This is a genomic window from Embleya sp. NPDC056575, from assembly GCF_042793325.1.
Classification (GTDB): domain Bacteria; phylum Actinomycetota; class Actinomycetes; order Streptomycetales; family Streptomycetaceae; genus Embleya.
Window position 1 is genome coordinate 58,018 of record NZ_JBHTVA010000033.1, and the last position, 21,402, is coordinate 79,419.

Annotated in this window: 17 protein-coding genes and 1 pseudogene; 11 read left to right on the forward strand and 7 right to left on the reverse strand. The window is 72.9% G+C overall.

What is annotated here, in order from left to right:
• Positions 1–113 precede the first annotated feature (113 nt).
• Positions 114–992 carry an alpha/beta hydrolase gene (locus ACFRCG_RS25585; protein WP_380035317.1) on the forward strand — a complete coding sequence of 293 codons (879 nt, stop codon included), beginning with the start codon at positions 114–116 and terminating at the stop codon, positions 990–992.
• Positions 993–1,632: 640 nt separating this feature from the next.
• Here ACFRCG_RS25585 and ACFRCG_RS25590 read toward each other — a convergent pair.
• From ACFRCG_RS25590 to ACFRCG_RS25610, 5 genes are all read right to left on the reverse strand, one after another.
• Positions 1,633–2,451 carry a polysaccharide deacetylase family protein gene (locus ACFRCG_RS25590; RefSeq protein ID WP_380035320.1) on the reverse strand — a complete coding sequence of 273 codons (819 nt, stop codon included), beginning with the start codon at positions 2,449–2,451 and terminating at the stop codon, positions 1,633–1,635.
• Between the two features lie 125 nt (positions 2,452–2,576).
• On the reverse strand, positions 2,577–3,140 hold the full coding sequence (locus ACFRCG_RS25595) for a rhodanese-like domain-containing protein (protein WP_380035323.1): 564 nt from the start codon (positions 3,138–3,140) through the stop codon (positions 2,577–2,579).
• A 101-nt stretch (positions 3,141–3,241) separates the two neighbouring features.
• Positions 3,242–4,468 carry a homoserine O-acetyltransferase gene (locus tag ACFRCG_RS25600; RefSeq protein WP_380035325.1) on the reverse strand — a complete coding sequence of 409 codons (1,227 nt, stop codon included), beginning with the start codon at positions 4,466–4,468 and terminating at the stop codon, positions 3,242–3,244.
• Between the two features lie 36 nt (positions 4,469–4,504).
• Positions 4,505–5,881 (reverse strand): bifunctional o-acetylhomoserine/o-acetylserine sulfhydrylase, encoded by a 1,377-nt coding sequence (locus ACFRCG_RS25605; protein WP_380035328.1) that lies wholly within the window; start codon positions 5,879–5,881, stop codon positions 4,505–4,507.
• 316 nt (positions 5,882–6,197) lie between these two features.
• A complete protein-coding gene (locus ACFRCG_RS25610) occupies positions 6,198–6,278 on the reverse strand; it encodes a putative leader peptide (protein WP_379998678.1) in 81 nt (26 codons plus the stop codon).
• Between the two features lie 519 nt (positions 6,279–6,797).
• Here ACFRCG_RS25610 and ACFRCG_RS25615 point away from each other — a divergent pair.
• The 10 genes and pseudogenes from ACFRCG_RS25615 to ACFRCG_RS25660 form a co-directional block, all read left to right on the forward strand.
• Positions 6,798–7,625 (forward strand): annotated as a pseudogene (locus ACFRCG_RS25615) (isopenicillin N synthase family dioxygenase); the annotation flags it as partial.
• Between the two features lie 180 nt (positions 7,626–7,805).
• Positions 7,806–9,164 (forward strand): O-acetylhomoserine aminocarboxypropyltransferase/cysteine synthase family protein, encoded by a 1,359-nt coding sequence (locus tag ACFRCG_RS25620; protein WP_380035448.1) that lies wholly within the window; start codon positions 7,806–7,808, stop codon positions 9,162–9,164.
• Positions 9,161–10,003: an alpha/beta fold hydrolase gene (locus tag ACFRCG_RS25625; protein ID WP_380035331.1), complete on the forward strand. Its 843-nt coding sequence runs from the start codon at positions 9,161–9,163 to the stop codon at positions 10,001–10,003. The genes ACFRCG_RS25620 and ACFRCG_RS25625 overlap by 4 nt, the downstream gene beginning before the upstream one ends.
• A gap of 80 nt (positions 10,004–10,083) precedes the next feature.
• Entirely contained in the window at positions 10,084–11,637 is a 1,554-nt protein-coding gene (locus ACFRCG_RS25630) for an ABC transporter substrate-binding protein (RefSeq protein ID WP_380035334.1), read from the forward strand.
• Between the two features lie 61 nt (positions 11,638–11,698).
• Entirely contained in the window at positions 11,699–12,667 is a 969-nt protein-coding gene (locus ACFRCG_RS25635) for an ABC transporter permease (protein ID WP_380035337.1), read from the forward strand.
• Complete coding sequence (locus ACFRCG_RS25640; RefSeq protein ID WP_380035340.1) at positions 12,664–14,415, forward strand: dipeptide/oligopeptide/nickel ABC transporter permease/ATP-binding protein; 1,752 nt, start codon at positions 12,664–12,666, stop codon at positions 14,413–14,415. The genes ACFRCG_RS25635 and ACFRCG_RS25640 overlap by 4 nt, the downstream gene beginning before the upstream one ends.
• Entirely contained in the window at positions 14,412–15,224 is an 813-nt protein-coding gene (locus tag ACFRCG_RS25645; RefSeq protein ID WP_380035343.1) for an ABC transporter ATP-binding protein, read from the forward strand. The genes ACFRCG_RS25640 and ACFRCG_RS25645 overlap by 4 nt, the downstream gene beginning before the upstream one ends.
• A gap of 72 nt (positions 15,225–15,296) precedes the next feature.
• Positions 15,297–15,779 carry a (2Fe-2S)-binding protein gene (locus ACFRCG_RS25650; protein WP_380035347.1) on the forward strand — a complete coding sequence of 161 codons (483 nt, stop codon included), beginning with the start codon at positions 15,297–15,299 and terminating at the stop codon, positions 15,777–15,779.
• Between the two features lie 5 nt (positions 15,780–15,784).
• Positions 15,785–16,774 carry an FAD binding domain-containing protein gene (locus ACFRCG_RS25655; RefSeq protein WP_380035350.1) on the forward strand — a complete coding sequence of 330 codons (990 nt, stop codon included), beginning with the start codon at positions 15,785–15,787 and terminating at the stop codon, positions 16,772–16,774.
• On the forward strand, positions 16,771–18,975 hold the full coding sequence (locus ACFRCG_RS25660; protein ID WP_380035353.1) for a xanthine dehydrogenase family protein molybdopterin-binding subunit: 2,205 nt from the start codon (positions 16,771–16,773) through the stop codon (positions 18,973–18,975). Before ACFRCG_RS25655 ends, ACFRCG_RS25660 begins: the two co-directional genes overlap by 4 nt.
• Here ACFRCG_RS25660 and ACFRCG_RS25665 read toward each other — a convergent pair.
• Both ACFRCG_RS25665 and ACFRCG_RS25670 read right to left on the reverse strand, forming a co-directional pair.
• On the reverse strand, positions 18,943–20,562 hold the full coding sequence (locus ACFRCG_RS25665) for an ATP-binding protein (protein ID WP_380035356.1): 1,620 nt from the start codon (positions 20,560–20,562) through the stop codon (positions 18,943–18,945). The two genes, ACFRCG_RS25660 and ACFRCG_RS25665, sit on opposite strands and share 33 nt — an antisense overlap.
• Positions 20,563–20,677: 115 nt before the next feature.
• Positions 20,678–21,172: a DUF2269 family protein gene (locus ACFRCG_RS25670; RefSeq protein WP_380035359.1), complete on the reverse strand. Its 495-nt coding sequence runs from the start codon at positions 21,170–21,172 to the stop codon at positions 20,678–20,680.
• Positions 21,173–21,402: the final 230 nt, after the last annotated feature.

The following is a 21,402-nucleotide window of genomic DNA, read 5'->3' on the forward strand; positions in this document are numbered from 1 at the left end:
CCGCGGGCTTCCACTTCCATCCTCACTCTTCCAAACCCCCGCTTGCCCCCCCCCGCGGGGGGGGGCCCAACTCCGGGTCGGTCGGCAGGCGGGCCGGGGAGACGTCCGCGCGGTTGGCCCTGCGGGCGACGACGGCGCTGTCTCCGCGAGCCGCCGGGGCGCTGGCCTATGCGCTGTTTCGGCGTCCGATCGGGCGCAGTCCGGTCCGGCAGGCGGAGCGTTCGGCGCACCTGTTCGCGGTCACCGACACCTTGGATGTCGGCGGTCGGAAGGTGGTCACCTACCGCTGGGGCGACGGGGCCGAGCCGGTTCTGCTGCTGCACGGATGGCAGTCCCGGGCCTCGCGCTTCGCGCCGTTCGTCGAGGAGCTGCGGGCCCGGGGGCTGACCCCGATCGGCTTCGACGCGCCGGGCAACGGGGATTCGGGCGGGATCGGCCCCACGGTGTTGGACTATGCCGAGATCGCCCGGCAACTCCAGGAGCGCCATGGGGATTTCCGGGCCATGCTGGCGCATTCCTTCGGTGTGCTCGGGGCGTTCCAGGCGTTGCGCTCGGGGGTGCGGGCGGATCGGATGGTGGCGATCGGCGGAGTGTGCGACATGGAATACCTGTTGCACCGGTTCAGTGCCCGACTCCGGTTGCACCCGAGGGTGGTGGCGCTGGTCCGGGAGCGGGCGGACGAGCGGCTGCTGGCCCCGGAGACGGACATCTGGGAGCGGTTCTCCGCGTCCCACGGTCCCGAGCGGGTACGAGTGCCGATCCTGGTCGTGCACGACGAGGACGACCCGACGGCGACGGTCGATCAGGGGTATCGGCTCGCGGCGGCTCATCCCGACCGGGCCCGGCTGTTCGTCACCAGGGGACTCGGCCATCACCGCGTGATGAGCGACCCGGCCGTGGTCGCCGAGGTGCTGCGATTCCTCGACGAGGACCACGGATACCGGTCCAGGACGCGCGACGGCGTGTTCTCGTCGTCGACGACGTGCAGGTAGCGCAGGCCGACGTAGTTCGCGGTCGGGTGGCCGGCGAGCAGCGGACTGTCGAAGCTGCCGGTGCCCTCGGCCATGTCGGTGCGCGGGTTGGCCAGTTGGATGTACGTGAAGGCGCCGGCGCTTCGGGCGATCCAACCGGTGAAGATCACCACGTGGCCGTCGGCGGTGTCGTCCAGCGCGTCGCCGGGGAGCAGGTCGTCGCGGCCCACCCGAACGGTGACCGAACGCCGGTCGAGGGAATCGGTGTTGAAGTCGGTGCTCGGCAGATGCCAGGCCATCGCGACCATTCCGGAGCAGTCCGTGCGGTATTCGTGCGCGCCGTCGGCGTCCGGGGCGACGGCCTGTTGGTCGTACTCGACCCTGCGGTCGAACCAGTCCTTCGCCCGGGCCAGGACCTCCGAACGGGCGATGGCCCCACCGCGCGTGGAGGCGGCCTCGGCCGTCGGTGCGATGGTCGCGCCCAGGGCGGTCGCGGAGAGGAGGAGGGCGATCGTCACCCGGGCCCGAGCCCGGGCCGGGATGCGGGTGCGGAGCCGGGTGTGACGACCGGCGGCAATAAGGGTCAAATAGTGCATTTCACTAGATTTATCCACGACGCGGCGATCCCGATGCACCCGCCGGGGCGTGTCGGCCTCCGGACTCAGGCGGGGAAGTCGAAGGTGTAGCCCTGTTGGACCAGCCAGGGAAGCAGCCGCTTGAGCGCGGCCAGGGTCTGCGCGCGGTCGCCGCCCGCGTCGTGCATCAGGATTATCCCGCCGGGCCTGAGCTCCTTCTCGGCGGTGGCCAGGATCTTGTCCGCGCCGGGGCGCTGCCAGTCGCGGGTGTCGTCGGACCAGTCCAGCGAGCGCATGCCGTACCCGGCCGCCATCGCGCGTACCTGCGGTGACCAGTCGCCGCCGGGCGCGCGGAACCAGTCGACCTTCGTGCCCGGTCCGGCCGCCGCGAGGATCTGGTCGTGCGCGGTGGTGATCTCGTACTTGATCCGGGACAGCGGGCGCTTCGCGATGCCCTCGTCGTGGGTGACCGAGTGGTCGCACAGCCGGTTGCCGTCCGCGACGACCTCCTTGACCAGCTTCGGATTGGCCTTCGCGTTCGGGCCGAGCATGCAGAACGTCGCCTTCGCCTTGTACTGCTCGAGCAGCGCGAGCACCTGCGGCGTCCACTGCGGGCTGGGCCCGTCGTCGAAGGTCAGCGCGACCGTACGTCCGCCGGTCGCGGTCTTGCGCACCAGTGCGTCCGGCACCAGCGGCGCCGGGATCGACGCCTGCGGATCGGCCGCGGTGGGCGCGTCGGACGGTGGTGGACCGACCTCCGCGGACCCCTCGCGCCCACCGGGCCTCGCCTTGCCTCCGGAACCTCCCGAATCCGAGGAACACGCCGCGGTCCCGGCGGCGAGCACCCCGGCCACGGCGAGAACGGTCAGACGACGCAGGACACGGCGGGTGGGCAGGCTCGTCACCGGTGACTCCAAGCACTGTTCGGAACTACGGACACATGTCCGAACACGTACGCGGCCAACGGGCGGGTTCCCCATCCGAAGCCCATTTTGCGGCGACTTGGCGCGCCCTTGCCCTCGGTCAGAGGTCAGCCGCGGTCGAGGGCGCCGAGCGTGGCGGGCAGGTCGGGGGTCTCGGCGGCGGGACGGTTGTAGGGGAGTCGGCCGAGTACGGCGGCCATGCCGCAGGTGTTCGTGACGGCGGAGAAGACCAGGCCGGAGCCGATCGCCGCGGACAGCAGGCGCACCTTGGGCGCACGGCGGCCGGCGAGCAGGCCGAGCACCACGAGGGAGCCGGCCGCGAAGCGGACCTGGCGCTCCATCGGCCACACCGAGCGGGCGCCGCCCGGGGCGTCCAGGGCGTGGCCTTCGGCGGCCCAGGCCGAGGTGCCGCCGCTCAGGTGCGCGGCCTCGATGCCGGCGGCGGCCAACTCGGTGCGGGCCCGCTCGGAGCGGGCACCGGAGGCGCAGACGATCAACAGTTCGGGATGCGCCGCCCGCTTGAGCACCGGCACCGCCTCGCGCAGCCGATCCAGCGGGACGTTGTACGCGCCGGGGATGTGGCCCGTGGCGAACTCGCCGGGGGTGCGCACGTCGAGCACGGTGAACGCGGTCAACCGGGCGCGGACCTGCGCGGGAGCGAGAACGGTCATGGTGATCGGCCTTTCGACGGCCCGCCCGCCGCCGGGCCGGGGCCGCGCCGGTGCGGGGCGCGGCTCCCCGGACTCGACACCGGGTGGGGTGATGGGGAGGACTACCTTCCGGTAACGGTGGGATCGAGCAGGGTGTTCCGGTTCGGCGGCGTATTTCGGGTCGCGGCGGCACGCCCGACCCGCTCCGGGGGTTCGGCACTCCCGACGCGATCCGCCCGTGTCGCCCGCTCCAGGAGTTCGGCGACCAGGGGAGCCACCTGGTCCAGTTCGAGCAGGAAGCCGTCGTGGCCGTACGCGGAGCGCACCACGCGCAGGGGGCCCGCGTTCGGGATGGCGTCGGCGAGGGTCCGCTGCCCGCTCGGCGGGTACAGGCGGTCGCTGTCGACGGCCGCGACCACCGTCGGCGCGGTGATCCGGGCCAGCGCCGCCGCCACGCCGCCCCGGCCCCGGCCCACGTCGTGGCTGTTCATCGCCTCGGTCAGGGCCACGTAGCTGCCCGCGTCGAAGCGTGCGGTCAGCTTGGCCGCGTGGTGGTCCAGGTAGGACTCGACGGCGTAGCGGCCGTTCGGGCCCTCGCCCGGCTGGCGCTCCCGGCCGAAGCGGGCGGCCAGCTCGGGCTCGCTGCGGTAGGTGATGTGCGCGATGCGGCGGGCCAGGCCGAGCCCCCGCCAGGGCCCGGCCGCGGCCGGCCGATCGTGGTAGTCGCCACCGGCCCACCCCGGATCGGCCCGGATCGCGTGCAGCTGCGTCGAGCACCACGCGATCTGCTCGGCGCCGGCCGCCGCCGCGGTGGCGATCAGGAACAGCGCGCCGACCCGCTCCGGATGGGTCACCGCCCACTCCACCGCCCGCATCCCGCCCATCGACCCGCCCACCACGGCCGCCCACCGCTCGATGCCCCACACGTCGGCGGCGGCCACCTCCGCGGCCACCTGGTCGCGAATGGTCAACCGGGGAAAACGACTTCCCCAGGCCCGGCCACCCGGACCCGGCGAGGCGGGGCCGGTGCTGCCCCGGCAACCGCCGAGCGCGTTCGGCGCGACCACGAACCAGCGGTCGGTGTCCAGCGCTCGACCGGGGCCGATCAGGCCGTCCCACCACCCGGGGGTGGGAAAGCCGGGACCGGCCGGGCCGGCGACGTGGCTGTCCCCGGTCAGCGCGTGCAGGACCAGCACCGCGTTCGAGCGGTCCGGGGCGAGCCGACCCCACGTCTCGTAGCCGATCCGGACCTCGGGCAGCACCTCCCCGGACTCGGTCCACAGCGGTGCGGGCAGGGTCAGCGAACGAGGCCCCGGCGGGGCGGGTGTGGGGGGTGCGGCGTGCGACATGGCGAGCGTTCCGTCCGAAGTTCCCGGCCTTCCCGGCTAGTTCGACCGCGCGGCGGCGCGGAATCCGGCCACCAGGTCGGCGCGCAGGTCGGCCAGGCCCTCGATGCCGACGGAGAGCCGGACCAGGCCGGGGGTGACGCCCGTGGCCAGGCGTTCCGCGTCGGTGAGCTGGGCGTGCGTGGTACTGGCGGGGTGGATCACCAGGCTGCGCACGTCGCCGATGTTGGCCAGGTGGCTGAACAGGGACAGCCCGTTCACGAACCGGCGGCCCGCCTCGACCCCGCCCTTCAACTCGAACGCCACGACGGCCCCGGCGCCGAGCGGCAGGTAGCGCTTGCCGGCGGTGTACCACCGGCTGCTCGGCAGACCCGCGTAGTGCACGGTCTCCACCTCCTCCCGGCTCTGCAACCACGCGGCCAGCGCACTCGCGTTCGCCACGTGCCGCTCGACCCGCAGCGACAACGTCTCCAGGCCCTGGAGGATCAGGAAGCTGGTCAGCGGCGCGATCGAGGCCCCCACGTCGCGCAGCAGTTGTACGCGCAACTTCGCCGCGTACGCGCCCGGGCCCAGATCCGGCCAGTAGCGCAGCCCGTTGTAGCTAGCGTCGGGCTCGGCGAAGCCGGGGAATCGTTCGGCGTGCGCGCCGAAGTCGAAGGTGCCGCCGTCCACCACGACCCCGCCGATCGCGGTGCCGTGCCCGCCCAGGAACTTGGTCGCCGAGTGCACCACGACGTCCGCGCCGTGCTCGATCGGCCGCAGCAGATACGGCGTGGGCACCGTGTTGTCCACCACCAGCGGTACACCTGCGGCGTGCGCGACATCGGCGACCGCCGCCACGTCCAGCACATTGGCGCGCGGATTGCCCAGCGTCTCGGCGAACAGCAGCTTCGTCCGCGGCCGGATCGCCGCGCGCCAGGCGTCGAGGTCGTCCGGGTCGTCGACGAAGGTGACCTCGACGCCGAGCTTCGGCAGTGTCCAATGGAACAGGTTGTACGTACCGCCGTAGAGCGACGCGCTGGAGACGATGTGATCGCCCGCCGCCGCGAGGTTGAGCACCGCCAGCGTGGTCGCCGCCTGCCCGGAGGCCGTCGCGACCGCCGCCACACCGCCTTCGAGCGCCGCCACACGCCGCTCCAGCGCGTCGGTGGTGGGGTTGTGGATCCGGGTGTAGATGTGGCCTTCCTCGGACAGGTCGAACAGTCCGGCCGCGTGGTCGGTGTCCCGGAAGACGAACGAGGTGGTCTGGTAGATCGGCACCGCACGGGCCCCGGTGCTCGGATCGGGCTCGGCGCCGGCATGGACCTGCCGGGTCTCGAAGGACCACGACGCGGGGTCGTCGGTACGTACGGGGCCGTCGGTGCCCACGGGTTCGGCTTCGACGACGGGCGGCGTGTCGGTGGCTTCGAGGGTCATCGGAAACTCCTTGCGGGGTAGGGGTGTCGGCGGTGGGCGCGGGCAACGGCGGGTGGAGCCGGGCCGATCGCGGGTACGCGGGACCACGCCCCCTGACGGGCGGCGAACGGGCGTACCGCACCGACCGCGCGGCACGCGGCGAAGTGGCCGCGAGACGCGCGTGGTTCGGCCACCCGAAGGCCAGGGCCGAAAGGCGCCCGGGCACGGGGGAGCGGAATGCGGGAAGCGGGAGAACACGGGGCGCGGCGGAGCCGGCGGGTCAGCGCCCGGGCTCACACACCGCGCGAACCACCGGGACCGGAACGGTCACCGTGGTTCAGCGGGACATGCGACAGGCCATGCTGGTCACGCGCACGAGATCCACGTGGCGGCGACTGACGAGCATGGGGCAGGACATGGCCGCGAGTGTAGGCGGCCCGAAGCGGTTCGCGCCACGGGGTATCGCCCGACACTCGCCGCCGGTCGGTCCCGGGCCCACACGTCGGCCGTCGGCCGGCGCGATGTCCGACCCGTACCCTTACGCGTCGTCGACCGGATGTGACGGAAAGTCCGCTGGACCAACACGCCTTCCTCGTGCTTACATCACGGCCATGTCTCCGCGTCAGGTCGCTTCTGCGCTGCTCGACCCCTTCTGGGTGGGTCGACGAGCCGACCACTTCGACCAGATCTGTCGCTGACCCCTGCGCTCGTGCGGTGCGCTTTCGCGCCGCAGAGCAGGTGTGTGCCCGCCCCCGCGTGACCGATGCCGGTCCGCCGCGCGCCGGCCCGCCCACCTTCCGCGTCGCCGCCCTCGGGCCGGCGCGCCCACGCGTACCCGTCTCGCCCCACCCGCCACGGGTCCGCCGTGCCGCGTTCGGCCCCGTCCCGGGCCGGCGTTCGGCCCGGCGCGCCCGAGGCTGTACCGAGGACCCCAGTCATGGCAACCAGCGCACCTCCCACCACCCTGCCCGTGATCGACATCTCCCGATTCCGCGACCCCGCCGCGGACCCGGCCGCCTTCTTGGCCGAACTCCGCCACGCCGCACGGGAGATCGGCTTCTTCTATGTGATCGGCCACGGCGTCGACCCGGAGTTGCGGGCCCGCGCCCTGGCGGTCTCGAAGCGTTTCTTCGCGCTGCCCGAGGCGGACCGGCTCGCGGTGGAGAACATCAACTCGCCGCAGTTTCGCGGATACACCCGCACCGGCACCGAGTACACCGAGGGCGGCCCGGACTGGCGCGAACAACTGGACATCGGCCCCGAGCGGGCGGCGCTCGACCTCGGCCCGGACGATCCCGCCTACCTGCGGCTGATCGGCCCCAACCAGTGGCCGGCCGCGCTGCCCGAACTGCGCGAGACCGTACTCGCCTGGCAGGCCGAGGCGTTGCGGGTCAGCCGCGAGGTGCTGCGGGCGCTGGCCGCCGCGCTCGGCCAGGACAGCGGCTACTTCGACGAGTGGTTCGACGAGGAGGCCGCGGTCCACGTCAAGGTGGTGCACTACCCGGGCCGGCCCAGCGCCGACGTCGAGCAGGGAGTGGGCGCGCACAAGGACTACGGCTACCTCGCGCTGCTCCAGCAGGACGAGATCGGCGGCCTCCAGGTACAGGCCCGGGACGGCTCCTGGATCGACGCGACGCCGCTGCCGGACGCGTTCGTGTTCAACATCGGCGAGATGTTGGAGATCGCCACACGAGGCTACCTGCGGGCCACCCGGCACCGGGTGCTCGCCCCGCAACCGGGCGTCGACCGCTACTCGTTGCCGTTCTTCCTCGGCCCGCGCCTGGACGCCGTGGTCGAACCGCTCGACCTGCCCGCCGAGTTGGCCGCCGAGGCCGACGGGGTCACCGAGGATCCCACCAATCCGCTCAAGCCCGCCTACGGGGAGAACGCGCTGATCGGGTGGTTGCGCTCGCATCCGCGCGTGGTCGAGCGGTGGTGGTCGGACCTGCTCCCGGACGCCGCCGAACCGACCGACCCCCGACCGGCCTTCGAGACCCTCCAGGTGCACGCCGGGGCCCGCCCCGACCCGGCCACCGGCGCCCGCGCCGTGCCCATCTACCTGACCAGCAGCTACGTCTTTCGCGACGCGGCGCACGCGGCCGACACGTTCGCGCTCACCGACCTGGAGACGCACGCGTACACCCGGCTGTCCAACCCCACCACCGCCGTGGTGGAGGAGCGCGTCGCCGCACTGGAAGGCGGCACCGCCGCGGTGGCCGTGGGCAGCGGCCAGGCCGCCACCACCCTCGCGCTGCTCAACCTGGCCCGCGCCGGCGACCACCTCGTCGCGGCGGCGTCCCTGTACGGCGGCACCCGCACCCTGCTCGAACACACCTTCGCCGACCTGGGCATCGAGGTGAGCTTCGTCGACGACCCGGACGACCTCGACGCCTGGCGCGCCGCGATCCGACCGGCCACGAAGGCACTGTTCGGCGAGAGCGTCGGCAACCCGCGCGGCAACGTGCTCGACCTGGCCGCCGTCGCGGAGATCGCGCACACCGCGGGCGTCCCGTTCGTGGTCGACAACACGGTGCCCACGCCCTACCTGCTCCGCCCGATCGAGCACGGCGCCGACATCGTGGTGCACTCCACCACCAAGTTCCTCGGCGGCCACGGCACCGCGATCGGCGGGATCGTGGTCGACGGCGGCACCTTCGACTTCGGCGCGCACGCCGACCGCTACCCGGGCCTGGTCGCGCCCGACCCGACCTATCAGGGCCTCTCCTTCTGGGAGCGGTTCGGTCCGGACCGGATCGCCTACGCGCTGCGCCTGCGGGTACGGCTGTTGCGCGACCTCGGCCCGGCGGTGTCACCGCTGAACAGCTTCCTGCTGCTCCAGGGCATCGAGACGTTGTCGCTGCGCCTGGACCGGCACACCGCCAACGCCGAGCGGGTGGCGGCCTGGCTCGCCGCGCGGCCCGAGGTGGTGCGGGTGGACCACCCGAGCCTGCCCACCAGCCCGTGGCACGCGGCGGCTCGGCGCTATCTGCCGCGCGGCGCGGGGGCGGTGTTGTCGGTGGAACTGGCCGGCGGTCTGCCGGCCGGGCGACGCTTCGTCGAGGGGCTGCGACTGTTCAGCCACCTGGCCAACATCGGTGACGCCCGCAGCCTGGCGATCCACCCCGCGTCCACCACCCACGCGCAACTGGACCCCGAGCAGCGGCTCCACGCGGGGGTCACCCCCGGGCTGGTCCGGTTGTCGGTCGGCCTGGAGGGTATCGACGACCTGCTCGCCGACTTGGCAGGCGGGCTGGTGGCCGCCGCCGCCGGTACGACCGACACCTTCGCGGAGGGCTCCCGATGACCACCCGTCAGGCCGTGCACCAGAGCCGGATCCGCGGTGCCCGCGGTGAGTTCCACCTACGCGTTTGGCCCGTCGAGGGCGAACCCGTCGCGGTCGTGCTCTTCCTGCACGGACTCGGCGAACACGCCGGCCTGCACGAGCCGTTGGCGCATCGACTCAACGCCGACGGGATCGAGGTGTGGGCCCCCGACCAGATCGGCCACGGCCTCAGCGACGGAACCCGGGTCCTGGTCGAGAGCCTGGACGCGCTCGCCGACGACGCCGAACTGGTCCTGGCACGGATCACCGCGGGCCGCCCCGGCGTGCCGCTGATCCTGGCCGGCCACTCGCTCGGCGCGGCCGTCACCCTGCTGCTCGCGGGTGAGCGGGTCGCCGCCGCGTCCGCCCGCGCGCTGGTCCTGGCCGGCGCCGGGACCGGGTTGTCGGCGGGCGAGAGCGGTCTGCGCGCGCTGCTCGCCCGACACGACATCGACCCGATGTCGCTGCGCAAGGACCCGAGCGAACTGTGCGGAAACGCCGAGTACGCCGAACGGTTGCGCAACGACCCGCTGGTCTGGTCCGGCGGCCTGCGCCCCGAGACGCTGGACGCGCTGGAAGCCGGCGGCGAGCGGATCGCCGCACTGATCGCCGGCGGCACGATCACCCGTCCGGTGCTGTTCGTCCACGGCGAGGCCGACGACCTCGCGCCCGCGAGCGCGGTCCGCGCCGCCGCCGAGACACTGCCCGACGCCCGGGCCCGGATCTTCCCCGGCGACCTGCACAACGTGCTCGCCGAACGCGACAGTGCCCAAGTACACGACGAGATCGCCGAGTTCGTGCTGGCCGCCGCCCGCGCCTGAGCGCTCGGTCCGACTTCGAGGGCCGCACGGCCTCCCCACGTCACCTCGCACCACCCCACCCGCAAGGAGATCGATCCACCATGCGCCGCTCCGCGCTCCGCATCGCCGCCGTCCTCGCCCTGGCCGGACCGGTCCTCGCCGCGTGCGGCTCCGGCGGTACCCCAAACCCCGCCGCCAACGGCGCCGACACCCAGGCCCCGGCGCCCGCGGACAGCGCGCTCGACCCGAACGCCACGGCCCGGGTGCGGCTGGTCCTGGAACCCACCAGCCTCAACCTGACCACCACCGCCGGCGTCGCGCTGGAACAGGTCCTGCTCGACAACGTCTACCAGGGCCTGCTCGGGGTCGACACCAACGCCGACAACAAGATCGTGCCCGCCCTGGCCTCCGGCTTCGAGACGTCCCCCGACGGCCTCACCTACACCTTCCACCTCGCCCCCGGCGCCGCCTTCCACGACGGCTCGCCGGTCACCGCCGAGGACGCCGTCTGGTCGCTCCAACAGGTGCTCGCGCCCGGCTCCAAGCAGCCGAACGCCAAGACCCTGGCCACGATCGCGGGCGTTACCGCACCCGACCCGGCCACCGTGGTGATCACCCTCAAGCAGCGCGACACCAACCTCACCTGGGCGCTGACCCAGCGCCAGGGCGTGATCTACAAGAAGGGCACCGACTTCGCCAAGTTGGACACCACGGAGAACGGCACCGGCCCGTTCAAGCTGGACGGCTGGCAACGCGGCTCGGCGATCACCCTCGTGCGCAACGACGCGTACAAGGGCGCCAAGGCGAAGGTGGCCAAGGTCGTGCTCAGCTACATCCCCGACCGCAACGCCGCGAACAACGCGCAGGCCACCGGCCAGACCGACATCGAGACCGCGGCCGAGCCCACGCTGCTCCAACCCTTCACGGGCAATGACAGGTTCACCGTGCTGCGCGGCACCACCACCGACAAGTACACGCTGGCGATCAACAACGCCAAGGCGCCGCTGAACAACCCGGCCGTGCGGCACGCCATCCGGCGCGCGATCGACAAGGACGCGCTGATCAAGTCCCTCGGCGGGGCGGGAGTACGGCTCGGCGGACCGATACCCACCTCCGACCCCGGCTACCAGGACCTGACCACGATCGACCCGCACGACGCGGCGGCGGCGAAGAAGGCGCTCGCCGACGCCGGGGTCACCGATCTCAAGCTCACCCTGAAGATCCCCAACATCTACCCGGCCGCGATCGGCGACGTCCTGGTCTCCAACCTCAAGGACGCCGGCATCGAACTCACGGTCAAACAGCAGGAGTTCACCGCCTGGCTGAGCGAGGTCTACACCGCGAGGGACTACGACCTGAGCCTGGTCAACCACGCCGAGCCGCACGACGTCGGCAACTTCGCCACCCCCGGCTACTACTTCGGCTACGACAACGCGCAGGTGCGCGACTGGTACACGCAGGCCGTGGCCGCGCCCGACGAGCGCACCCGCACCGACCTGCTCGCCCGGGTCGGCCGCCAGGTCGCCGAGGACGCCGGCGCCGACTGGCTGTACCAGGCCCAGACGCTGACCGTGGTGCGCAAGGGCGTCAGCGGCGCACCCCAGCACCACACCAGCAGCCGACTCAACCTCGCCGCCATCGGGATCGGCAAGTGACCTCGCGCCGGGCGCCGTCGCACGACCGGCCGCCACGACACCGGCCGGATCGGGGACCGGCATGACCGTGTTCGTCGTGCGCCGACTCGGACTGCTCGTACTGTCCCTGCTCGGCGCGAGCATCCTGACCTTCGCCCTGCTGCGACTGCTCCCCGGTGATGCCGCCGCCTCGGTCGGCGGCATCACCGCCGACAAGGCACAACTGCGGGCCATCCGGCACGACTTGGGCCTGGATCGACCGCTGATCGTGCAGTACTGGACCTGGCTGACCGAGGTACCCACCGGCGACCTCGGCCACTCGCAGCTCAACGGCTCCTCGGTGACCGGCGAACTCGGCGAGAAACTGCGGGTCACCGGCCCGCTCGTGCTGGGCGCGCTGGTTCTGGCGCTCGCCTTCGCGGTACCGCTGGGGGTGCTCGCCGCCGTGCGCCGAGAGCGACGCGACGGTACCGCGATCAGCGTGGCGAGCCAACTCGGGATCGCGCTGCCCACGTTGTGGGTGGGCCTGTTGCTGATCCTGCTGTTCGCCGTGCAGACCCCGCTGCTGCCCGCCCAGGGCTTCCCCGTGGACGGCTGGGCCGACCCCGGCGAGGCGAGCCGCAGTCTGGTGTTGCCGACGCTGACCCTCGCGCTGTCCGAGGGCGCGGTGCTGCTGCGCTTCGTCCGCTCGGCCACGCTCGACGTGCTGCACCGGGACTACCTGCGTACCGCGCGCGCCGCCGGGCGCACCCGCACCGGCGCGCTGCTTCGGCACGGGCCTCGCAACGCGGCCGGGCCGGTGTTGTCCATGCTCGGCGTACAGGTCGCCGCCCTCCTGGTCGGAGCGATCGTGGTGGAGAAGGTGTTCACCCTCCCCGGCGTCGGCTCGATGCTGGTCGCCGACGTGGGCAACCGGGACCTGGTCAAGGTGCAGGGCGAGGTGATGCTCTTGGTGGCGATCGTGCTGTTCGTCGGCTTCCTCGTGGACATCGCCCAGCGGCTGATCGACCCGCGCCTGGCGGACGTTCGGGTCCGGGAGGTGTCCGGATGAGGGCTCGAATCGCCGTCGGCGCAACGCTGCGGGCGCTGTTGCGCGACCGCAACGGCCTGATCGGCGGCACGCTGATCACGATCCTGGTCGGCACGGCGCTGCTGTCGCTGGTGTGGACCCCGTACGACCCGACCGCCGTCGACCCGAACTCGCCCTGGCTGCTTCCGTTTTCGCACGGGCACGTGCTCGGGACCGACATGCTCGGGCGGGACCAGTTCAGCCTGATCCTGGTCGGCTCCCGGGAGACGCTGGTGATCGCGCTCGTCTCGGCGGCGATCGCCGCCGCGCTCGGCGTGCCGCTGGCGCTGGCGGCGGCGCTCGGGCCGCGCCGGTTCGCGGCCGGGGTGGTGCAACTGATCGACGTGGCCATCGCGTTCCCGGCGCTGCTCACCGCGATGATCCTGGCCGCCGTGTTCGGCGGATCGGTATGGACCGCCGCGAGCGCGATCGGCGTCGCGTTCGGGGTACACCTGGCCAGGATCGCCCGGGCCGAGATCGAGCGGGTGGCCGGCACCGACTACGTCCTGGCCGCCGCCGCGAGCGGATCGGGCACGTGGCGCACCATCCGGCGACACATCCTGCCGAACATCGCGCCGACCCTGCTCGTCCAGCTCTCGCTGGTGATGGCGGTGGCCTCGCTGACCGAGGCCGCGTTGTCCTACCTCGGATACGGCAGCCCCACCCCCGCCGTGTCCTGGGGCCGGATCCTGCACGACCAACAGCCCTACATCGCGGCCCGGCCGCTGCTCGTGGTCTGGCCCGGACTCGCCGTGGCACTGACCGTGTCGGGCTTCAACCTGCTCGGCGACGCGCTCCGGGACGCGACCGATCCGCGCCTGCGGCACGGGGGACCGGGGCCGGTCGCCAAGGACGAGGGCGAGCGCGCGGTGCGGGCGATGCGTACGCCCGCCGAGGTCGACGGCGCGCTCCTGGAGATCACCGACCTCACCATCCGGATCGCCGGCCGCACCGTGGTGGACGGCGTCGACCTGACCCTCGCGCCCGGCGAACGGCTGGGCCTGATCGGCGAGTCCGGGTCCGGCAAGTCGCTCACCGCGCTGGCCGTGCTCGGACTGTTGCCCGAGGGCGCCCAGGTCACCGGCAGCATCCGGCTCGACGGCGCCGAACTGCTCGGCCGCTCCGAGCCCGAACTCGCCCGCATCCGCGGCGACCGGGTCGCCATGGTCTTCCAGGAACCGCTCACCGCGCTCGACCCGACCATGCGCATCGGCCGGCAGATCGCCGAACCGCTGCGTCTGCACCGGGGCATGACCCGCCGTCGGGCCGACGAGGCGGCGATCGAGCTGGCCGCGCGGGTGGGCCTGCCGGATCCGGCCGACCTGGTCCGGGCCCGGCCGCACCAGCTCTCCGGCGGGCAGCGCCAGCGGGTGGGCATCGCGATCGCCCTGGCCTGCCGACCGGCGCTGCTGATCGCGGACGAGCCGACCACCGCGCTGGACGTGACCGTGCAGCGGGACATCCTCGCGCTGCTCGACGAGCAGGCCCGGGAGCAGGGCACCGCGCTGCTGTTCATCACACACGACCTCGCGGTGGTGTCCTCGGTGAGCGATCGCATCGCGGTGCTGCGCGGCGGGCGCACGGTCGAACAGGGGCCGCTGGAGGCGATCCTGCACGACCCGCGCGCGCCCTACACGCGCGCGCTGCTCGCCGCCGCGCGGGCGACGGCGTTCGTCCCGATCGAGACGCCGACCGAGATCCCCACCGACTCCGTGGAGGCCGCGTCGTGACCACGCCCGCCGTACTGCTGCGCGCCGAGGGGCTGACCCGGACCTACCGGCTGCCGCGTCGTTCGTTGTGGGCCCCACCCGGGCGGCGGTACGCGCTGCGCGGGGTGGATCTGGCGCTGGCCGACGGCGGCGCGCTCGGCGTGGTCGGCGAGTCCGGCGCGGGCAAATCCACCCTGATCCGGCTGCTGCTCGGCCTGGACCGGGCCGACGGCGGCACGGTCCGCTACCGCGACCGCGAGGTCCGTCCCGGGCCCGCCCGCACCCTGGCCTGGTTCCGGCGCGAGGTGCAGATCGTGCTCCAGGACCCGATGAGCTCGCTCGACCCCCGCGCGCGCGTGCGCGACATCGTGGCCGAACCGCTCGAATGCCTGGGCGTCGCCGGTGACCACGACGCGCGGGTGGACGAGGTACTGGCCGCCGTCGGCCTCGACCCCGACACCCGCGACCGCTACCCGCACGAGTTCTCCGGCGGCCAACGGCAGCGTGTCGCCATCGCCCGAGCCCTCGCCCCGGACCCGCGCGTACTGGTCGCCGACGAGCCGGTCAGCGCGCTCGACGTGTCCGTCCGGGCGCAGATCCTCGACCTGCTCGGCGACCTCAGGACCCGGCTCGGCCTGTCCCTCGTGCTGGTCTCGCACGACCTCGGCGTGGTGCAACACCTGTGCGACGAGGTCCTGGTCCTGAAGGCGGGCGCGGCCGTGGAGGTGGGCCCGACGGCGCGGGTCCTGGGCAGCCCGAACCACCCGTACACCCGCGACCTGCTCGCGGCGATCCCCACACTGCCCGCGCCGAGGGAGCCGGCCGTGTAGCGCGCGCGGCGGGCGGGTAGCAGCGCTGATCCCGGGTCGGCACGGCCCGGGTGCGCCCACCTCGGAGGGACCATGTCGATCGAACCCGCCGCCGACGAAGTCGAACTGCGGGTCAACGGGGACCCGCGCCGGATCCGCGTCGACCCGCGCGTCACCCTGCTGGACGCGCTGCGCGACGAGTTCGGGCTGACCGGCCCGAAGAAGGGCTGCGACCTCGGCCAGTGCGGCAGTTGTACCGTGCTGCTCGACGGACGCCGGATCACCTCGTGCCTGACCTTCGCGGTGATGCACGACGGGCGCGAGGTGACCACGATCGAGGGCCTGGGCGGGGATCCCGAGGGGGAGTTGCACCCCGTACAGCGGGCGTTCGTCGACCACGACGCTTTCCAGTGCGGCTTTTGCACCCCCGGGCAGATCATGGCCGCGGTCGCGCTGCTCGCCGAGGGCCACGCCGGGGACGACGACGAGATCCGCGAATGGATGAGCGGCAACCTGTGCCGCTGCGCCGCGTACCCGAACATCGTCACGGCGATCGCCGCCGCGGCCGGGCGGTGACCGCCATGCGCCCCTTCACCTACACCCGTCCGGACGAACCCGCGCACGCCTGGGCCGAGCTGGGCCCGGACGCGATGTACATCGCCGGAGGCACCAACCTCGTCGACCTGATGAAGTGCGGCGTGGCCGACCCCGCCCGGCTGGTCGACATCGGCAATCTGCCGCTCGGCGGGATCGGGCCCGACGGCGACACGCTCCGGATCGGCGCCCTCGTCCGCAACAGCGACCTGGCCGCGCACCCGGTGGTGTCCGAGCGCCTGCCCGTGCTCGCCCAGGCCCTGCTCGCCGGCGCCTCGCCACAACTGCGCAACCTCGCCACACTCGGCGGCAACCTGATGCAGCGCACCCGGTGCGGCTACTTCCGCGACCCGTCGATGCCGTGCAACAAGCGGCTGCCGGAGAGCGGCTGCGCGGCGCTGGACGGCGACCATCGCGGCCATGCGGTGCTCGGGACGAGCGAGCGATGCATCGCCACCCACCCGTCCGACCTCGCCGTGGCGCTGCTCGCGCTGGGCGCCCGGGTACGGATCGACGGACCCGGCGGTCCGCGCGTGGAGCCGATCGACACCTTCCATCTGCCGCCGGGGGACACCCCCGAGCGCGAGACCACACTCGCGCACGGCGAGTTGATCACCGGGGTCGAGGTGCCGCTGACGGCACTGGGTGCCCATTCGTACTACCTCAAGGTGCGCGAGCGGGCCTCGTTCGCGTTCGCGATGTGCTCGGTGGCGGTCGCCCTGGACGTCCGCGAGGACACGGTTCACGACGCCCGGATCGTGCTCGGCGGCGTGGCGACCACGCCGTGGCGGTCGGTCGCGGCCGAGACGGCGCTGATCGGCGCGCCGCCGAGCACCGCCGCGTTCGCCCGGGCGGGGGAGGCGGCCACCGAGGGCGCCCGGCCGCTGCGGGACAACGGGTACAAGGTCGAACTCATCCGTCGCGTCGTCGCCCGGGCGCTGACCACGCTGACCGCCGTGGAAGGGGAGCGCGGATGAGCCCGGAGCAGCCGTGGATCGGCCGACCCCAGGCGCGGGTCGACGGTCCGGTCAAGGTCACCGGTACCGCGATGTACACCGGCGACGTGGCCCTGCCCCATCTCGCCCACGCCGTGCTGCTGCAGAGCACCATCGCCAAGGGCCACATCCTCGAAACGCACGTCGCCGCCGCCGAGCGCGCGCCGGGTGTGCTGGCCGTGTGCGCCTCCGACGGCTCGCTGGGCATCCGCCCGGTGGCGTCCTACTACTCGGCGGACAACGGGCCGATGGGCGACGGCCGGACACCGCTGTCCGACGCGGTGATCCACCACCACGGGCAGCATGTCGCGATGGTGGTCGCAAAGTCCCGGGAGCAGGCGTGGGCCGGCGCCGAGCTGATCCGGGTGCGCTATCGCGAACAGGCGCCGCTGGCCCGGATCGAGGACGCCATCGCGCAGACTCCGCCGGGTCGCGAGGACGTGGTCCGGGGCGACCTGACCACGGGCCTGGCGGTGGCCGACGCGACGATCGAGGCGTACTACGAGACACCGCCGCAGCACATGAACGCGATGGAGCCGTGCACCACCACCGCGCGCTGGACGGGCAATCGGCTCACCGTCCACGACTCGACGCAGTACGTCTTCGGGGTACGGGCGGCGCTGGCCGAGGCATTCGGGCTGCGGCCCGAGGACGTGCGGGTGTTGTCCGGTTTCGTCGGCGGCGGCTTCGGCAGCAAGGGCACGGTGTGGCCGCACGTTTTGCTCGCCGCGGCGGCGGCGCGGCTGGTCGGCCGACCGGTGCGCCTCGCGCTCACCCGGCCGCAGATGTTCACCTCCTGCGGCGTGCGCCCGCCCACCCGGCAGCGGGTGGTGCTCGGCGCGCGACGGGACGGCCGGTTGACCGCGATCGCCCACGACGGCACCACGGCGACCTCCTTCGGGGAGAACGTGGTGGAGAACACCGGCGCGACGACCGCGATGTTGTACGCCTGCCCGAACGTGACGATCCGTCAGCGCATCGCGCGGCTCGACATGCAGCCGCCGACCTTCCAGCGGGCGCCGGGCCGGGCCCCGGGATCGTTCGCGCTGGAGTCGGCCATGGACGAGTTGGCCCACGAACTGGGCGTCGACCCGGTGGAGTTGCGGCTGCGCAACCACGCCGACACCGATCCCTCGACGGGGCGACCGTGGTCGGGCAAACACCTGCGCGAGTGTTACCGCCTGGGCGCCGAGCGGTTCGGCTGGGACCCGCACGATCGCACGCCGGGCACCCGTCGCGACGGCGACGTGCTGATCGGCAGCGGGATGGCGAGCGCGACGCACGAGATGGATCCGGGACCGGCCGCGGCCTACGCCGAACTGCGAGTCGACGGCACCGCGGTGGTGGGCGTCGCCTCGCACGAGATCGGCACCGGGACGTACACCGTCTTCGCGCAGATCGCCGCCGACGTGCTGGGCATCGGGCCGGAGCGGGTCTTCGTCCGGCTCGGCGACACCGAACTGCCCGAGGCGCCCCCCTCGATCGGCTCGCAGACCGTGGCCTACGTCGGCCCGGCGATCCGGCGGGCCTGCGAGGCGGTGCGCGACGACCTGCTGGCCGGCGCCCTGGCCGACCCCGAGTCGCCGCTGTACCGGCGGGAGATCGCCACGATCGACTTCGGCCGCGACACCTTCGTGGGCGAGCTGTCCCGGATCGGCTCGCCGTCGATCTCGGCGATCGGCCACGCCCATCCGGACGCCGGATCGCCCTACGCCGTGCACTCGTTCGGCGCCCAGTTCGCCGAGGTCGCGGTGGACGCGCTGACCGGGACGGTGCGGGTGCGGCGGATGGTCGGCGCGTTCGACATCGGCCGGGTGATCAATCCGCGCACGGCGCGCAGCCAACTCGTCGGCGGGATGACCTTCGGTCTGGCCCAGGCGTTGATGGAGGCGACCACGATCGACCCGCGCCGGGGGCACGTGGTCGAACCGCACCTGGCGGGGTATCACCTGCCGGCCAACGCCGATGTCGGCGCGCTCGACGTGCTGTTCACGGATGTCCCGGACCCGCACATCGGCGACGTCGGCGCGCGCGGCGCGGGCGAGATCGGCGCGGTCGGCTCGGCGGCGGCGATCGCCAACGCGGTCTTCCACGCGACGGGGGTGCGGGTGCGCACGTTGCCGATCACGCCGGACCGGGTGGTGGGCGGATCAGGGCCGGGGCGGGGGGACTTCGGCGAGTGACGGGGGCTTCCCGGCGCCGGGACGTTCGGCCGACGGAAGGGTGAACACGATGCGGGTGCCGGCCTGGTACTCGGGGTCCAACCCGATCGTGCCGCCGTGGAATTCGACGATCTTCTTGCACATCGCCAGGCCCATGCCGTTGCCCGGATAGGCCTCGCGGGTGTGCAGGCGCTGGAAGATCACGAAGATCCGGTCGGCCTGGGCCGGATCGATGCCGATGCCGTCGTCGGTCACCGAGATCCGCCACATCCCGTCCACCGCCTCGGCCTCGACCGAGACCCGGACCGGCCGGTCCGGCTTGCGGAACTTCACCGCGTTGGCGATCAGGTTCTGCACGACCAGGGAAAGCTGGGAGCGGTCGCCGCGCACGGTGGGCAGCGGATCGTGCCGGACCTCGGCGCCCGCTTCCCGGATGGCCAGATCCAGATCCCCGACCACCGTCTCGTACACGGCGTTCAGGTCCACCTCCGCGTCGGTCGCCGGACCCCGGCCCACCCGGGAAAAGGCGAGCAGGTCGTCGATCAGGGCCTGCATTCGCACCGCGCCGTCCACGGCGAAGTCCAGATAGCGGTCGGCCCGCTCGTCGAGTTGCCCGTGGTACCGCTTGTCCAACAGACGGCAAAAGCTCGCGATCTTGCGCAGCGGCTCCTGGAGATCGTGCGAGGCGACGTAGGCGAACTGCTCCAAGTCGGAGTTGGAGCGGCGCAGTTCGGTGGCCTGCTCGTCCAGCCGGTGCCGGGCGTCGTGTGAGAACGCCAACTCGTCGGCGAGGCGGCGGCGCATCGCCTCCATCGCGTCGGCCAACGCGCGCAGGTCGGCGGGGCCGGTGGGGGTGATCTCATGCCGAAAGTCGCCCCCGGCCACCACATTGGCGTCCGCCACCAGTCGGCTCATCGGCCGGGTCACGCCGTGCCGCAACCCCGCGAACACCATGATCGCACCCCCCACGACCACCAGGGCTATCCCGCTGAACACCCAGGTGCGCAGGTCGCGGACGTCCTGGAGGTCGGCCCTGGCGCTGTCGCGCTGCCGCTGGAGGCGGTGCAGCTGCTCGCGGGTGGCGGTGCGCAGCGCCGGATAGGCGGACGTGTCGGCGACGGCCGCACGCACCTCCGCCGGCGGCTCGCTCCCGGGCGGCACGGCCAGCACCGGCCGGACCACCCGGTCCTGCCACGCCTGCGCCCGCTCCTGCACCACCCGCAGCTCGTTGCTCGCGGTCGGGTCGTCGCGCAACAACTCGCGCAGTACGGCCGCCTGTTCCTGCTCGGTGGCGTGGCCCGTCGCGTAACCGTCCAAAAGCGAGGCGTTGCCGGTCCACACGTAGCCGCGCACCGCGGCGTCCTGGTCGGCGTACGCCGTCTCCAGGCGCACCGCGGCGATCAGCGCCGGCGAACTGTAGTCCACCAGCCGCCCGTTCACGGAGGTGGAATGGGTGAACACCCACGCGCCGAGCGCGGCGAGCAGGGCCGATACGACCAGCGTCGTGGAGACCCCGACGAGCAGCCACCGCCTGGTGTCCCAGGTGTGCCGCCGCGTTTCGATCCCCGGCGCCCGCGACCCGGCGCCGACCCCCTCGTGTCGCTCCACCACACCGTCCCCATCGTGCCCATCGCGCCGAGCCCGCCGGCGGCGGGCCGGACATCGTGCGAGGACCGATACCTGCCCGAAACGGCGACCTTTGCACCTGCCGAGCCCAGGCGGATCAGGCGCCGGTGGACGACCCCGGCCGGGCGATCATCAAGACGGTCACGGTGGCCCAGAGCAGGTTGAACACACCCGTGAGCATGCCCAGGCGCACGGTCGCGCGGTGGAAGGGCGACAACGGATCGGGGGCCGCGGTCGTGGCGGCGTCCGTCGTCCCGATGTCGGCCAGCAGCGCGCTCTGTCGGGGCAACACCGCCAGTCCGAGAACGGCGGCGGCGATCGCGGTCAACACCATCGACACGATCAGCCACACATCGCCCACCACGTCCATTCGCAGGGCGACCCCCAACCCGAAGACCGGCACCACCACGCCGACGACCGCGTAGACCCGACAGGTCCGATGCAGCCCGCGCACCACCGCCGCGGCCTGCTCGTCCTGCGGATGGGTCCGCGCCTTCCGGACGGCGGGCGGGAACATACTCGCGGCAACGGTCACCGGTCCGACCGCCAAAATCGCGGCAAGCACATGTACGGCAAGCAGAAACTTGGTCACCAGCCGAGGCTAAAACTCGCCCATGATCGGCACGAGTGGCAACGGTGCCACCCACCAACGGATTATCGCCAAGGGCACGTCGACCGCGTCCGGGGTCGCCTGCGCCGGGTCGCCGCGCCGCGGCGGGGTTCCTCCCATGCAGTGCCTCGAAATCCGGGGTCGGCGGACGCGGGGGCCGGCGGCGGGTGACAGTGGAGGGGCCGGGGTGCTTGGGGCGCTCCGTGTGCTTC

Coding starts and splice junctions, on each gene's coding strand:
- ACFRCG_RS25595 (WP_380035323.1), bottom strand. CDS start 3,140: ATGACCGTTCTCGCTCCCGCGCAGGTCCGCGCCCGGTTGACCGCGTTC.
- ACFRCG_RS25600 (WP_380035325.1), bottom strand. CDS start 4,468: ATGTCGCACGCCGCACCCCCCACACCCGCCCCGCCGGGGCCTCGTTCG.
- ACFRCG_RS25605 (WP_380035328.1), bottom strand. CDS start 5,881: ATGACCCTCGAAGCCACCGACACGCCGCCCGTCGTCGAAGCCGAACCC.
- ACFRCG_RS25610 (WP_379998678.1), bottom strand. CDS start 6,278: ATGTCCTGCCCCATGCTCGTCAGTCGCCGCCACGTGGATCTCGTGCGC.
- ACFRCG_RS25625 (WP_380035331.1), top strand. CDS start 9,161: ATGACCACCCGTCAGGCCGTGCACCAGAGCCGGATCCGCGGTGCCCGC.
- ACFRCG_RS25630 (WP_380035334.1), top strand. CDS start 10,084: ATGCGCCGCTCCGCGCTCCGCATCGCCGCCGTCCTCGCCCTGGCCGGA.
- ACFRCG_RS25635 (WP_380035337.1), top strand. CDS start 11,699: ATGACCGTGTTCGTCGTGCGCCGACTCGGACTGCTCGTACTGTCCCTG.
- ACFRCG_RS25640 (WP_380035340.1), top strand. CDS start 12,664: ATGAGGGCTCGAATCGCCGTCGGCGCAACGCTGCGGGCGCTGTTGCGC.
- ACFRCG_RS25650 (WP_380035347.1), top strand. CDS start 15,297: ATGTCGATCGAACCCGCCGCCGACGAAGTCGAACTGCGGGTCAACGGG.
- ACFRCG_RS25655 (WP_380035350.1), top strand. CDS start 15,785: ATGCGCCCCTTCACCTACACCCGTCCGGACGAACCCGCGCACGCCTGG.
- ACFRCG_RS25660 (WP_380035353.1), top strand. CDS start 16,771: ATGAGCCCGGAGCAGCCGTGGATCGGCCGACCCCAGGCGCGGGTCGAC.